The sequence below is a fragment of the Algoriphagus sp. TR-M9 genome (genome assembly GCF_027594545.1).
GTDB lineage: Bacteria > Bacteroidota > Bacteroidia > Cytophagales > Cyclobacteriaceae > Algoriphagus > Algoriphagus halophytocola.
Window position 1 is genome coordinate 825,977 of sequence record NZ_CP115160.1, and the last position, 14,644, is coordinate 840,620.

Sequence of the window (14,644 nt, forward strand, 5' to 3'; positions counted from 1 at the left end):
CTCAGTCCAAGAGGAAATTATTGAGAAAGCTACTTTTCAGGCCTAGCCAAATGAAAAACAGGATCAAGCCCCAAAACATGTAAATTCTGTAATAGTCTGCTGTTTCCTTGTATCGGTTTTCTATGACTTCGGTTTTCTCCAGCGTGTCAATCCGATCAAAAATGGATGCCAATGCCCCTCCATCTGAAGCTCTGTAGAATTCTCCGTTTCCGATTTTTGCAATTTCCCGAAGGGTAGTCTCATCTAAATAACTTTCTACCATCTGGGGCCTACCAAAGAAATCCGTTCCATAAGGTACTAGTCCATCTTTGCCCATGGCGATAGTGTAGATCTTGATGTCCAATGCAGAAGCTAGTTCAGCAGCGAAGAGGGGATCTACATTCCCGGCATTGTTTTCTCCGTCACTAAGTAAAATCATCACCTTAGAGGCTGATTCTGACTCTTTCATTCTATTGGTGCCGGCCGCCAAGGAAGATCCAATGGCAGTCCCCTTAGCCTCCATCATGCTAAAGGAAATTTCATTCACCAGGTCAGTGAGTAGCTTGTAATCATTGGTGAGTGGAGCCAATGAGTAGGCTTCGCCCGCAAACACCACCACGCCAATTCTATCTCCGACTCTTCCGTTGATAAACTCCACAGCGGTGGCTTTTGCGGCTTCTAGCCGGTTTGGGGTAAAGTCCTGCAAATCCATGGATTCTGAAATATCCAAAACCAGCATGATGTCTATCCCCTCGGTAAATTGCTCTACACGCTCATTGCTGCGCTGCGGTCTGGCCAAGGCGATCACCAGCATGATCAGAAAGAGGTAAAAGAACCCAGTAGGAACCAGCCTGAGGTATGTCCAAGGATTATTTTGTGCTACACGTTTGGGAAGTGAAAGCTCCAGAACGGGGTTTTTTAGAAACTTGACAAACTTCCTGAAGAGCATAAAAACCGGAATAATCCAGATCAAATGGAGCAGAAGTGGATTTTCCCATTCAAAGCTCTTGAAGGCCTCAGGCGTAAACCAGGACCAGCTAAAGAATTCAGACAGCTGCTCTCTCATGCTTGATTTTGGTTTGTTTTTCCTGGTATTTTTCTCGTGCTACTTCCAATAGGTAATTTGTGGCTTCTTCTGTTTGGTCGGATGAGCCTGCATAGATGATCAGATCCACTGAGCGCAGTGCCTTGAGTATTTCTGGGTTTTCCATTTTTTTTCCGATTTCGCTGGAAGTCCATTCCTTCACTGGCATGGAAGTGATGCTTTCCAGGTATCCTTTCCAAAGCCCGATTACTTCGTCGGCCTGCTCAATGCTAGGCTCCGCCGTCAATTGTGCGGTTTGAGTCTTCCATTTTCGCTCAAAATCCTTCCATCTCCGCTGCTCTTTCTTGCCTTTTAAGAATTCCTTGACTCGGTCTGCAAAAAAGAAATACAGCACGCCCAATATCAAGAGTATAATTCCCAGAATCACAGCGATTATGATCCAGTTTAAGGATTTTTCTAAAGGCTGATATACGTTGTTTTCTTGGAAAACTGGTTTTTCGGGTATGCTATCCAGGGTCAGCCTGAGCTTCAGCTCGGCTTCCAGAGGAAAATAAACCGAGCTGTCATACCTGGACAATTCGTACACCGGCAAGGCAAGGAAGGTGCTTGGATCCAATTCGAAATTTGAAAGGTAATACACAGCACTGTCCAGCGTGACACTATCCTCTGTGCTGGACATGAAAGTCTGCTTTTCCAGCAAAACCAAGGGCGAGTAATCATAGGTAGAATCTGGGAAAATTACCTGTTTGTGCTCTGGATAAGTCGCTTTCAGGACATAGCCTACGCGCTCCCCCAGTTTAGCGGAGTCTTGGAGGAAGTAACCCTCCACTTTGACCTCTTGCGCCTGTACCCACAAGGGCAGCAGTAACCATAAAAGTATGTGCAGTCTTTTACCCACGTTTCATGCTTTTATTTCGGTATTTGAATAATTCTATGAGGGGACCTACTATATCCTGCGTGGTGTCAATCGACAGGTAATTGATCTGGTTTTTTTTACAGAGCTCTTTTAGATTTTCCCGTTCGGAGGTGAAAGTATCCGAGATTTTCTTGGAAAAGCTGCCAAAGGCAGTGTTTACCCAAGTGGTTCTTCCTTTTTCTTTGTCAAAAACCGGGATAATTCCCAAGGAAGGCAAGGCTGATTCCCGTGGATCGGTAAGCTGAATCGCTACCACATCGTGTCGTTCTGCCAGTGCTCTAAACGGGCGCTCGTAACCTTCATCTATAAAATCTGAGATGATTACGATTACAGCTCTTTTTTTGATCAGATTCAGCGCAAAAGTAAACATGCCATTCAGATCTGTCTTCAGGGATTTATTCTCATGCTGGAATATTCCTCGGATCATTTTGACGCCTTGCTTACTGCCTTTTCCCGGTAGCACTAGTTTCTCTTTTTCGTCAGAGTAGCTGATTAGCCCCACCTGGCTTCCATTGAAAACAGCTGCAAGTGTCAGTACACCTGAAATCACCTTTCCCTGATCGATTTTCTTATTGCCGGGCTGCCCTATGTCCTGAGACCCGCTGATGTCCAGCAGGAAATAGACGGACTGTTCCTTGTCTTCTTTGAACGTTTTGACGAAAGTTCCGTGTCCTTTAGCGGAAACCTTCCATTCGATGGTTCTGATATCATCACCGTACTGGTAAGGACGGAGATCATCAAATTCCAATCCAGATCCCTTGAAAAGCGACTGATAGTCACCCTGAAGGTGATTGTTGGCCACCTTTCGGATCATGATTTCGTATTTTCTGAGCTTGCTGAATAATTCCTTCATGCATGGTGATTTGAACGGCCTAAGTTATGGTACTAAGCTGAATTATAAAATTTCAGTTACATGAAGGGTGAAGAGTTTTTCCGTTAAAAAAACCTAATTTTGACAAGTGAAAAGATTATTGATTCCATTCGTTTGCTGTCTTCTACTTGGATCTTGCGAGTCTTCCAAGCGACCAGAGGGATTATTGTCAGAGGATAAAATGGTCAACGTGCTCATCGATATCCATCTTACTGAGGGAATTGTGAGTTCTTTGCCGGTCGCCTACGATTCTTCCAAAGTACTCTATTCCTTATTGGAGAAGGATATTTTGAAAAAACACCAGGTCGAGGATTCGGTTTTTACCCAGAGCATGTTGTATTACCTCCAAGATCCATCCAATATGGAAGATATTTATGCCAGAGTGGTAGATTCCCTGGTAGTACGTGAATCATCTGAAGGTAAACTTGACCTATTCTAATGCTATACCCGTCTAATTTAGAGCAGAAAATAAATTTCATAAAAATCAAAGAGCTGCTGAAAGCAGAATGTACCTCTCCACTAGGGATGAGCTATGTGGATAAGGTGAGTTTTTCTTCGGATCTGAACTTAGTAGGTAAACTACTGGACCAGACTGCGGAATTTCAGCAAATCTTGATCTCTGGGGAGATTTTCCCCTCCTCCAATTTCACCAATCTGAATCCCTTCTTAGACAAAGCCAAGCTTGAAAACAGCTTTTTGGATACAGAGGATTTTTATGAGATCAAACTTGCGCTTGATACACTGAAATCATGTGTTGCCTTTTTTCAGAACCATGAAGAGGAATACCCTACCTTGAGCCAGTTGCTGGGTTTGCTTTTGGATCTGGACCTGAGGCTGCTACGGGAGATTGAGTTGGTCATTGACGAAAAGGGAAAAATGCGCAGCAATGCCAGTAGGGAGTTGCAATTGATCCGCTCCCAGATACTCTATGAAGAGAGTCGCTTGCGCAAAGTAATGGACCGTATTTTCAAAGAGGCAAGAGCTAAAGGACTGACCACCGAAGACGCTTCCATTACCATCAGGTCGGGAAGGCTGGTCATCCCAATAGCAGCTGAAAATAAACGGAAATTGCGTGGATTTATCCATGATGAATCTGCCACTGGGCAGACCGTTTACATGGAGCCAGAAGAGGCACTCGATATCAATAATGAGATTCGGGACCTGGAATACATGGAAAGACGTGAGATGATCAAAATTCTCACCCAACTGACCGATAAGCTCCGGCCTGCCATTCCGGCACTTCGCAAGGCTACAAACTTTTTGGGCTTAATGGATTTTATTCGGGCTAAAGCAAAATTTGCGCAGAAGACAGAGAGTTGTAAACCTGAGATTACTAAAGAAAGGCAGGTGATCTGGACCAAAGCCAGGCATCCACTTTTAGAGATGGCCTTGGAAGCGCAGGGAAAAAAGATCGTACCACTGGATATAAAACTCAGTGGGCACGAGCGATTATTGGTTATTTCCGGACCCAATGCCGGTGGGAAATCAGTAGCGCTGAAAACCGTGGCTTTACTGCAGTACATGCTACAGTGCGGCTTGCTGATTCCTGTACATCCAGATTCTAAAAACACCCTTTTCGATAATTTATTCATCGATATTGGAGATGAGCAGAATTTAGAAAATGACCTCAGTACGTACTCTTCGCACCTGATGAGTATGAAGCATTTTGCGCTTTTTGCCAATAGAAAAACAATTGTCTTCATAGATGAATTTGGTACCGGTACAGAGCCTCAGTTTGGAGGAGCCATTGCGGAGTCTATTTTGCTGGCATTGAATAAACTGGGAGCCTATGGCGTCATCACCACGCACTATGGCAACCTGAAACAGGTGGCCAATAAGAACCAAGGCATGGTAAATGGGGCCATGCGCTATGACGTGGAGAAACTGGAGCCTATGTACAAACTGGAGATCGGAAAGCCTGGATCCTCCTTTGCTCTGGAGATTGCTTCAAAAATCGGTGTACCAAAACACATACTGGATTATGCGAAAAGCCAAATCGGTGATGAGCGCGTAAGATATGACCGGCTTTTGACCCAGGTGGAAAACGAGAAAAACCAATATTCGGAGCTTTTGGTAGAAGTAAAGCAAAAAGAACGCCTGCTCAAAACCCGACTGCAAGAATATAACGAGCTGAAAGAGACGCTGGAGCAAACCAAAAAAAGGTATATCCAGGAAGCGAAGCAAGAGGCTAAGCAACTTCTGGATCAGGCCAATAAAAAGATAGAAGCCACCATCCGGGAAATCAAAGAAGGAAAGGCTGAAAAGGAAGCTACCAAGCAGGTCAGGAAGGATTTGGAGGATTTCAAAAAGACCGTAAAACCTGAGAAAGTCGCTGTGAAAGATCCTGAAGTTAAGGTGTTAGGAGGGAAAATAGCGATTGGAGACTGGGTACGCCTAAAGGATAACGGTGCGATTGCAGAGGTTTTGGATTTGAGGAAAAACGAGGCCGAAATTTCTATAGGTGAACTGAAGTCCAAAGTGAAACTGGCCAGGCTAGAAAAAATCTCTCAGGGTGAAGTCAAGAAAGAAAAGAAGGCAGCTGCATCCCGTTCAGGCTATAGCACCAATGAGAAGATGATGGATTTTTCACCTAATCTGGACTTGCGTGGCAAAAGAGGCGAGGAGATTTTGCCGATCATCCAATCGTTTGTTGATGAAGGCTATATGCTAGGCTTGAAAGACCTGAGGATCGTTCACGGCAAAGGAAATGGTATTCTTCGAGATTTGACACGAAACTTTTTACGTGAAATGGGTCAGGTCCGGCATATGGAAGATGAGCATGCAGATCGAGGTGGGGCGGGGGTGACTTTGGTTACTCTCAAGTAATAGCTCAACCTTGCAACTGCTGGCGCAAAGCTTTATGAATTGGAGCTAAATTTACCCCTGGCGTGTGGCTAGCTTGCCAAACCTTTTGTCCTAAGCATCTACTTGCTAAAAAGCTCAAAAATATAGCTTCCGGCTAGTACCTCAATGCCGTCGATTCTGGCGCTCGGCGCAGGTACTGTGAATGTCAAAGTGAGTTTGTCGTCTGTTCGGGTAAAGGAAATCTCCCTACCTGCCGCTGGTGCAGAACCAGAGAGAATGAATTTATCGAAGTTCGTGCCGGCAAAGATCCAGGTACCTGTATCATCCAGGAGTTCATTGTTGTTTTTGGAGCTATACGTTTTGGCACTGGCGGATGTCAGGGTCAGTTCAAAACCTTCGTAAAGGGCTGTGACTTCGGTGCCGTCTTTGGTGATTTTTCCACCTCCTTCTAGCTCCCAGGTCAGTGATCCCTCTCCGGTCAATGCCGCAGTAGCTTTTTCCTCAGCTGTAGGTTCCGGAGGTGTAGGTTGCGGTTCGTCTCCTCCACAGGCCTGCAGGAATAGGAGCGAAAAGGCGAAAAGCATAATTCTTAAAAATGCTGATTTCATAAAGCTTTGCATGATTTACGGTAAAATTAAAGATAAGCAAAAAGATCAAATCGAACTTTACTTATAATCTTCCAGCGCGATTATTTGTTCGCAAAACTCATACTCCCTTGGCTCATTGGAGCAGATCACCATCACCCGATCTCTTGCGTACTGACTGATCATCTCTTGATACCAGGCTATGCCCTTTTTGTCAAGATTGGAGGTAGGTTCATCCAGAAAAATCAAGGGGACATCAGAGAAAAGTGCCAGCCCCAGCTTGACCCTTTGTTTCATGCCTGAGGAAAACTGCCCCACTAGCTTTTGACTGTGCTCCTCCAGGTATAGCACCTTGATTATTTCTGCTGTATTGATATTGTCAAGTGGTTTCTTAAACCTGAAGTGGAAGTCCAGGAGTTCCTGCAGGGAAAATTCCTCGGGTACTTCCATGTATGGTGCAGCTATGCTTAAATAGGAAAACCAGTCGGTTTCAGAAATCGACTGGTTTTCTATGCTATAGCTTATTTTCCCTGAAGAAATGGGAATAGCACCACTCAGGCATTTCAATAGAGTGGACTTTCCCGAACCATTGCTGCCGGTGACAGCAAGGGAATGACCAGAACTTAGTTCCAGACTTAGATTTTTAAAAATCCATTCATATTGGAAGCGTTTGGAAGCCTCTTCTAGTTGGATTTTCAGCATTACTAATTAAAATATCCTTTCATTACACCACGCTCAGAGGACCGGATAAAGTTTAGGATCTCGTCTCGTTCTTTAGTGGCAGGTAAATTCACTTCAATTTCCTCTAAGGCCTTACTGTTATTAAGGCTATTCAGGAATAGGTACCGGTAAACTTCCTGAATGTGCGAAATAGAATCGCTGGAAAAGCCTCTTCTGCGCAGCCCCAGTGAATTGACACCCGCATAGGATAGGGGTTCTCTGGCAGCTTTAGTAAATGGGGGAACGTCTTTTCTTACCAATGAACCTCCCGAAACCATTGAGTGCATGCCGATTTTCACAAATTGATGTACTGCACTGGATCCTCCTACAATGGCCCAGTCATCTATAGAAACGTGACCTGCAATCTGCACAGAATTGGCGATTATCACATGACTTCCGATCACACAATCATGGGCTACATGCACATACGCCATCAGTAAGCAGTCACTACCGATCACAGTAGTTTGCTTTTCTACCGTACCACGGCTAATGGTCACGCATTCTCTGATGGTGGTATTATCTCCAATCATCACTGTAGATTCCTCTCCTTGAAACTTCAAGTCCTGTGGGATGCCAGCTATGACTGCACCCGGGAAGATCTTACAGTTTTTACCGATGCGTGCACCTGAAAAAATAGTCACATTAGGACCTATCCAAGTATTGTCACCGATTACCACATTCTCTTCGATCATGGTAAATGGATCGATATGGACGTTTTTACCGATGCTTGCTTTTGGGTCGATATGGGCTAAAGGGCTGATCATGATTCTTTTCGGGTTATACTCGCAGTCATTACGGCTTCACATACTAGCGTGCTGCCTACATAGGCTTCGCCTCTCATTTTGGCGATTCCTCTTCGGATCGGAGCTAGTAGTTCGCATTTAAAAATCAAGGTGTCTCCGGGAAGAACCATTTTTCTGAATTTACAATTTTCTATTCCTAGGAAGTAGGTCCAATAATTTTCAGGATCATCTACGGTACTTAGTACTAGAATGCCTCCGGTCTGAGCCATAGCTTCTACCTGAAGTACACCAGGCATCACCGGATTGGCCGGGAAATGTCCCATGAAAAAAGGCTCGTTGATGGTGACATTTTTCACTCCAGCTACTACAGTGTCGTCAAGGTAAATGATTTTATCCAAAAGTTGGAAAGGATATCGATGTGGCAGAATACTGCTGATTTGGTTGATATCCATCACTGGCGGCAGCTTCGGGTCATAGTACGGAATATGCGAGGTGGCTGATTTCTCCATAGCTCTTTTTAGCTTTTTGGCGAAAGCCACATTAGCCGCATGTCCTGGACGGGCAGCCAGTATCTGAGCTTTCAGCGGTCTGCCGACCAAAGCCAAATCTCCTACTACGTCGAGTAATTTATGTCTTGCTGGTTCATTGCGGTAGCGAAGGTCTACATTGTTCAGAATGCCTTCCTTTTTTACTTCCACTTTTGGCTTGTTGAACATTTTTGCCAGGTGAACCAATTCCTTCTCTTCCACTATTCTGTCCACCACTACGATGGCATTGTTCAGGTCTCCGCCTTTGATCAAGTTGGAGTTATAGAGCATTTCCAGCTCATGAAGAAAGCAAAAAGTGCGACAGGAAGCTATTTCGGATTTGAACTGACCTATGTCTGTAATGGAAGCATGTTGGCTTCCTAAAACAGGGGAGTTGTAATCCACCATCACGGTGACCCGGTAGTTATCGGTAGGCAAAGCTACCATTTCCACTTCTCGGGTTGGGTCTTTGTACTGTATGCTTTCCTGCACTTCGAAGAATCGCCTTAGGGCATTCTGCTCTTCCAGTCCTGCATCTTCTAAAACTTCTATGAATTTGATCGAAGATCCATCCATAATCGGAGGCTCAGGACCATCAAGTTGAATCAGGACATTGTCTATCTCCAGACCTACCAATGCCGCCAAAACGTGCTCTACGGTATATACTCGGGCACCATTTTGTTCCAAAGTAGTACCCCGGGATACGTCCACTACCAAGTCGCAATCTGCGTCTACCGTAGGTCTCCCTTCTAGGTCTATTCGTTGGAATTTATATCCGTGATTTGGGGGAGCAGGTAGGAAGGTCATATTGGAAATGACACCTGTGTGCAATCCTACTCCGGATAGTTCCACCTGCTTTTTTATGGTGTGTTGTTTTACTTTCATCTGATTTTTGAAGCGTTCAGCATGCTAAAGGCTGCAAATTTACTTCTTTTTTTCTAGTTCTTTGATGCGGTTCTCTACCGAACTTAGGTTTTTGAATATGGAATAAGATTTTAGGAAATTTTTCATGTCCATTGCAATGTACCCAAATAGCGTTGATCCTTTTTCTTTTACAGATTTAATGATTCCTGATTTGGCTCCTATGGTGGTATTATCGGCGATTTTAAGATGGCCTGCGATTCCCACCTGTCCTGCGATAATGCAGTTTTTTCCGATTTCTGTGGATCCTGAGATTCCGGTCTGTGATGCGATTACGGTATTTTCTCCTATGCTCACATTGTGGGCGATCTGAACTAGGTTATCTATTTTGGCCCCTTTCTTAATGATCGTCGAGCCCATGGTAGCACAGTCTATGGTAGTATTGGTGCCTATGCTTACCTGATCTTCGATTATCACATTCCCGATTTGTGGGATAGTTTTATAAGTGCCATCTGCCTGCGGTGCAAAACCAAAGCCGTCGCCTCCTATGACTGCTCCGGGATGGATTTCACAGTTGGCTCCAATGACCGTATCTGCGCAGATTTTCGCTCCGGGATGGATTATGGTGTTTTTGCCTATTTTGACCCGGTCTCCTATATGGACCTGCTGATGGATTTTTACACCGTCTGCTATTTGGGCATTTTTGCCAATGTAGGAAAATGCTCCCCGGAAGGTTCCAGATCCTAGCTGGGCACTGGGGTCTGCGAAAGCCGGTTCCTGTACACCTTCCATGCCGGTTTTCATCATCAGGGAGTACGCTTCCAGTAATTGGGTGAAGCCAGAATAGGCGTCTTTTACCCGGATGAGATTGGTTTTAAGTATTTTGCTGGTGGCAAAAGTTTCCGATACAATCACCGCTGTGGCCTCAGTATCATAGATAAAGGAGGTGTATTTTTCATTGGCCAAAAAACTAATGCCACCCGGTTTACCTTCCTGGATCTTGTCCAGTCTGGAAACTTTGGCATTTTCGTCGCCTTCTACTTTTCCCTGAAGGATTTGTGCGACTTGTCCGAGGGTAAACTCCATAGTTAACTAAAAGCGGATTAATAATTTAAATTTAGACTTTTGGCTTTACATACGTAGTATTTCTCTACGATTTTGCTCATTACTTTAATGTTTGGCAGATCTGCAGCCTTTGCCACATCAATTACCTGACCCTTCTTCGTGAGGATATTTATGCTGTCCTTTGCTAAATACCCATAGTTGCTTACGGCACCGTAAGAAAAGAAATAGTCTATATCTCCTGCCGGAATTTCCAGCTTGGCTATTGTTTTTTCTTTGAGATCCTGGATTTGTTCAGCAGAGAAAGCTTCATTTACCAGTGAAATTTTAAAGAGATTTCTGCTCAAAAACATCTGAGAAATATTACGCAGTACATAGTCCGGGTGGTTTTTCCAGAGCTTCACTGCTCCCCATATATCCAGATCGTCCAATTCTAAAAACAAACGCAGTAAATTAGAATCAGTTCGGAAATCCTGCATGCCGGGACTATTGTCCAGAAAATAATCAAACTCGTCCGTTAGGGTAAATTGGGTGCCAGCTTGGCGTAAGTGCCGAGCCCGCTGGATTAACTTAATGAGCATTTTTTCAGCACTCACGGTCGTTTTGTGAAGGTAAACCTGCCAGTACATCAGCCTTCTGGCGCTCAGGAAATTTTCTATAGAATAAATTCCTTTTTCCTCTATCACCACTTGGTCATTTTTGACATCCATCATCTTGATGATCCGGTCGGCGCCTATGGTCCCTTCCGAAACCCCCGTGAAAAAGCAGTCCCGCTGTAGGTAGTCTAATCGGTCAATGTCTAACTGGCTGGATACAAGTTGATGAAAAAATCTCCGCTCGTACTGATTCTTAAATATTCTTAAAGTAAGGTCAAGTTTGCCACCAAATTCCTCGTTGAGGAGTTGAATGATGAGGAGCGAAAGTTCTTCATGAGGAATACCTTGTAGCAAACTGTACTCCAGCGCATGGGAAAAAGGCCCATGCCCTACGTCATGCAAAAGAATAGCAATCAGCGCAGCTTCATATTCTTGATCTGTGATTTCGGTGCCTTTATTTCGTAGATTGTCCAGCGTTATGCTCATCAGGTGCATAGCTCCGATGGCATGATGAAAACGGGTATGAAGTGCTCCAGGATAGACAAAATCTGTCAATCCCAGTTGCTTGATTCTCCGCAATCTCTGAAAATAGGGATGGTCAATAATGGAAAAAATCAACTCGCTAGGGATCGTGATAAATCCATAAACCGGGTCGTTTAGTATCTTTTGGCTTTTCAAGGAGGCCTCTTTTGTTTGACTCAAAAGTAATTATAATTTTAAAAGAAAAGGAAACTGAGATGTCTCAAAAACATAATATACTCTGGGCCGATGATGAAATCGACCTTTTAAAGCCACATATACTATTTCTCGAGCAAAAGGGATATGCTATCACCACCGTAAATTCCGGTGTGGATGCCGTGGAAGAAGTGGAAAACCAAAATTTTGATGTGATTTTTTTGGATGAAATGATGCCTGGCATGACCGGTCTGGAAACCCTGCAGCAGATCAAACAAATCAAACCCCAGATTCCGGTGGTGATGATCACCAAAAGTGAGGAAGAACATATCATGGATGATGCGATCGGGGGCAAAATCGCCGATTACCTGATCAAACCTATTAATCCTAGCCAGATTTTGCTCTCCGTGAAGAAGTTGCTCCAAAATAAGCAACTCATCGATGAACGCACCACCCAGAGCTATCAGCAGGATTTCATGAATATTTCCATGGCTTTTGGAGATGCAGAAGATCATCAGGATTGGGCAGATATCTATCGTAAGCTGACTTATTGGGAAATGCAGATTGATGATACTGAAAATAAAAATATGTTGCCGGTATTGGAATCTCAGAAGATAGAGGCCAACGCCAATTTTGCCAGGTTTATTAAAGACAATTACCTGGACTGGATGCAGGAGAAAAACACCGAGAAACCTCTGCTCTCCAATCAAGTGATGAAGAAGAAGGTGTTTCCTCAGCTCAAGGAAGGTAAGCCACTTTTTTTTATAGTTATTGATAACTTAAGGCTGGATCAATGGGAAGATATTGAGCCGATTTTGACGCCATATTTTAATATAAAAGATAAGGCGAGCTATTACAGCATTTTGCCTACTACTACGGCATTTGCCAGAAATGCACTTTTCAGCGGAATGATGCCTATGGATATGGCGAGGTTTTACCCGAAACTATGGGAGGATGAGGATTCTGATGAGGGCAAAAATAATTTTGAAGACGAATGGTTGAAAATCAATCTGGATAAAAACCGGCTGAATATCCGCTCATCTTATCATAAAATTATCCAGACTCAGCAAGGAAAAAATGCAGTGGAGCAATTCAATAATATGCTTCAAAATGACTTGAATGTGCTGGTTTATAATTTTGTAGATATGGTGTCCCATGCCCGTACCGATATGAAAATGATCCGTGAGCTAGCGCCAGATGAATCAGCGTATAGGTCATTGACTACGAGTTGGTTTGAGCATTCTTCCCTGTTTGAGCTGCTGAAGAAAATCCATGATGCCGGAGCAGAAGTGATTATTACTACGGATCACGGAACCAAGCGGGTGAATAAGCCCTACCGCATCATCGGAGACAAAAATGTAACGACTAATCTGAGGTATAAACAAGGGAAAAACCTGAATTTCGAAGCAGGAAAAGTGTTTGAAATCAAACGCCCTGAAGATGCCAAACTTCCTAGATTGAATGTTTCTTCTACTTACGTATTTGCCGTTGAAGATTATTTCTTTGCATACCCCAATAATTACAATTATTATGTGAACTTCTACAAGGACACCTTCCAGCATGGAGGTGTTTCTCTAGAGGAAATGATCATACCGATCGTTCATTTGTCACCAAAATAATTGAACATTGACCCAGTTCACGTACGAGCTAGATGAAATTGATACAGCCGCTGCAAAGCTAATCGAGGAGGCTGGAGATGAAAAAGTGTGGGTGTTTCAGGGAGACATGGGAGCAGGTAAAACTACCCTGATCAAGGCCTTGGCCCAAGCTTTTTCTATAGCAGATCAGGTAAGCAGTCCCACCTTTGGAATAGTCAATCATTACGAAAATCTAACCGAGCAGGAATTCTACCATTTTGATTTTTACAGACTGGAAGATCCCTCAGAGGCATTGGATATCGGAATAGAAGAGTATTTTTATAGTGGAAACTATTGTTGGCTGGAATGGGCTGAGAAAATCTTTCAGTTTCTGCCTGACGAATTTTTCCTGATCAAAATCATCAATGAATCTCCATCTAAGCGTACGCTGAACCTTCAACACATCAAAGATGCCAGCTGAAATAGATCAACTTTCCGCCGTGGGGCTTATTCCCAAGGAGTCACCTGCCAAAGTGCGCAATAGTGACCGTAATATTACGGTTGGGCTGCCCAAAGAAACCTCTCCACAAGAAAAACGAATAGTAATCACACCTGAGTCGGTAGGCTTGCTGACCAATAACGGGATCAATGTGGTAATGGAGTCAGGAGGTGGATTGCAAGCCAAGTTTAGTGATCAGGATTTTTCTGACGCGGGTGCCAAAGTCACCCGATCCCGAAAGGAAGTGTATGAGTCCGAAATCGTGCTCAAAATCGATCCACCGGCATTGGAAGAAATAGATTATATGAATTCAGGGGCTTGCCTGATTACGGCGCTGCAGCAGGGCAAGCAAAGCAAAGAGTTCATCCAAAAGCTCAATGAAAAAAAAGTTACTGCTGTAGCTTTTGAGTACCTGGAAGATAAAGTAGGAGGAATGCCGGTAGTCCGCGCTATGTCTGAGATCGCCGGAAGCACCGTCATGCTCATCGCATCAGAATACCTGTCCAGCGTCAACGACGGCAAGGGGCTGATCATGGGAGGAGTGACAGGAGTTCCACCCACTCAAGTCGTTATTATAGGTGCTGGAACAGTGGCGGAGTACGCAGCCAGAACCGCATTGGGCTTGGGGGCAAATATCAAGGTTTTTGATAATCATATTTATAAACTTCGTAGGCTGAAGCAGTTGCTCGGGCAGCAGATTTACACTTCTACCATAGATAATTTTAGTCTAAACCAGGCGCTCTCCGAGGCAGATGTGGTTATTGGTGCTTTACGGGCCGAAAAAGGGCGGAACAAAATCGTAGTAAGTGAAGAGATGGTTGCAAATATGATGCATGGGAGCATCATCATCGATGTGGCCATAGATCAGGGAGGATGTATAGAAACCTCCAGAATGACTTCCCATGATGAGCCCGTATATCAGGTGCATGATATTACCCATTATTGTGTGCCCAATATCGCTTCCAGAGTGGCCAGAACAGCCTCTTACTCACTCAGCAATATTTTCACCCCGATTATTTTGCAAATGGCAGACCTAGGAGGAGCTGAAGAAATGATATTCAACTACAAATGGTTTCTCAGAGGGGTCTATACTTACAGAGGAAGCCTGACCAATGCCTATCTAGGCAGGAAATTTGGAATCAGTCACAAGGAATTGCAACTCCTATTGGCTGCGAGGTATTAAG

14 protein-coding genes are annotated in these 14,644 nt (G+C 44.1%); 5 read left to right on the forward strand and 9 right to left on the reverse strand.

The annotated features are described in order from the left end of the window. Position 1: 1 nt before the first annotated feature. The 3 genes from PBT90_RS03805 to PBT90_RS03815 are packed head-to-tail and all read right to left on the reverse strand — an operon-like array spanning position 2 to position 2,793. Positions 2-1,045, reverse strand: coding sequence for a vWA domain-containing protein (locus PBT90_RS03805; protein WP_264809064.1), 1,044 nt, complete (start codon positions 1,043-1,045; stop codon positions 2-4). Further along, positions 1,026-1,922, reverse strand: a complete 897-nt coding sequence (locus tag PBT90_RS03810) for a hypothetical protein (protein WP_264809065.1) — start codon at positions 1,920-1,922, stop codon at positions 1,026-1,028. Before PBT90_RS03810 ends, PBT90_RS03805 begins: the two co-directional genes overlap by 20 nt. Next, positions 1,915-2,793, reverse strand: a complete 879-nt coding sequence (locus PBT90_RS03815; protein ID WP_264809066.1) for a DUF58 domain-containing protein — start codon at positions 2,791-2,793, stop codon at positions 1,915-1,917. The genes PBT90_RS03810 and PBT90_RS03815 overlap by 8 nt, the downstream gene beginning before the upstream one ends. 106 nt (positions 2,794-2,899) lie before the next feature. Between PBT90_RS03815 and PBT90_RS03820 the strand changes: the two genes are divergently transcribed. Continuing rightward, positions 2,900-3,250 (forward strand): DUF4296 domain-containing protein, encoded by a 351-nt coding sequence (locus PBT90_RS03820; protein WP_264809067.1) that lies wholly within the window; start codon positions 2,900-2,902, stop codon positions 3,248-3,250. Then, the gene (locus PBT90_RS03825) at positions 3,250-5,637 is read left to right on the forward strand and encodes an endonuclease MutS2 (protein ID WP_264809068.1); all 2,388 of its coding nucleotides are present in this window, start codon (positions 3,250-3,252) and stop codon (positions 5,635-5,637) included. The genes PBT90_RS03820 and PBT90_RS03825 overlap by 1 nt, the downstream gene beginning before the upstream one ends. Positions 5,638-5,735: 98 nt before the next feature. Here PBT90_RS03825 and PBT90_RS03830 read toward each other — a convergent pair whose 3' ends face one another. The 6 genes from PBT90_RS03830 to PBT90_RS03855 are packed head-to-tail and all read right to left on the reverse strand — an operon-like array spanning position 5,736 to position 11,387. Beyond that, the gene (locus PBT90_RS03830; RefSeq protein WP_264809069.1) at positions 5,736-6,224 is read right to left on the reverse strand and encodes a hypothetical protein; all 489 of its coding nucleotides are present in this window, start codon (positions 6,222-6,224) and stop codon (positions 5,736-5,738) included. 57 nt (positions 6,225-6,281) lie between these two features. Next, entirely contained in the window at positions 6,282-6,902 is a 621-nt protein-coding gene (locus tag PBT90_RS03835) for an ABC transporter ATP-binding protein (RefSeq protein WP_264809070.1), read from the reverse strand. Positions 6,903-6,904: 2 nt separating this feature from the next. Further along, a complete protein-coding gene (gene lpxA, locus PBT90_RS03840; RefSeq protein WP_264809071.1) occupies positions 6,905-7,684 on the reverse strand; it encodes an acyl-ACP--UDP-N-acetylglucosamine O-acyltransferase in 780 nt (259 codons plus the stop codon). Continuing rightward, entirely contained in the window at positions 7,681-9,075 is a 1,395-nt protein-coding gene (locus PBT90_RS03845; RefSeq protein ID WP_264809072.1) for a bifunctional UDP-3-O-[3-hydroxymyristoyl] N-acetylglucosamine deacetylase/3-hydroxyacyl-ACP dehydratase, read from the reverse strand. The genes lpxA and PBT90_RS03845 overlap by 4 nt, the downstream gene beginning before the upstream one ends. Before the next feature lie 39 nt (positions 9,076-9,114). Beyond that, a complete protein-coding gene (gene lpxD, locus PBT90_RS03850) occupies positions 9,115-10,137 on the reverse strand; it encodes a UDP-3-O-(3-hydroxymyristoyl)glucosamine N-acyltransferase (protein ID WP_264809073.1) in 1,023 nt (340 codons plus the stop codon). A gap of 17 nt (positions 10,138-10,154) precedes the next feature. Next, positions 10,155-11,387, reverse strand: a complete 1,233-nt coding sequence (locus PBT90_RS03855; protein ID WP_264811507.1) for an HD domain-containing protein — start codon at positions 11,385-11,387, stop codon at positions 10,155-10,157. Between the two features lie 59 nt (positions 11,388-11,446). Between PBT90_RS03855 and porX the strand changes: the two genes are divergently transcribed. Genes porX through PBT90_RS03870 form a run of 3 tightly spaced genes read left to right on the forward strand, consistent with a single transcriptional unit; the run spans position 11,447 to position 14,643 of the window. Further along, positions 11,447-13,003, forward strand: a complete 1,557-nt coding sequence (gene porX / locus PBT90_RS03860) for a T9SS response regulator signal transducer PorX (protein ID WP_270131675.1) — start codon at positions 11,447-11,449, stop codon at positions 13,001-13,003. A gap of 7 nt (positions 13,004-13,010) precedes the next feature. Next, positions 13,011-13,442 carry a tRNA (adenosine(37)-N6)-threonylcarbamoyltransferase complex ATPase subunit type 1 TsaE gene (gene tsaE / locus PBT90_RS03865; RefSeq protein WP_264809075.1) on the forward strand — a complete coding sequence of 144 codons (432 nt, stop codon included), beginning with the start codon at positions 13,011-13,013 and terminating at the stop codon, positions 13,440-13,442. Beyond that, the gene (locus PBT90_RS03870) at positions 13,432-14,643 is read left to right on the forward strand and encodes an alanine dehydrogenase (RefSeq protein ID WP_264809076.1); all 1,212 of its coding nucleotides are present in this window, start codon (positions 13,432-13,434) and stop codon (positions 14,641-14,643) included. The genes tsaE and PBT90_RS03870 overlap by 11 nt, the downstream gene beginning before the upstream one ends. The last annotated feature ends 1 nt before the right edge of the window (position 14,644 follow it).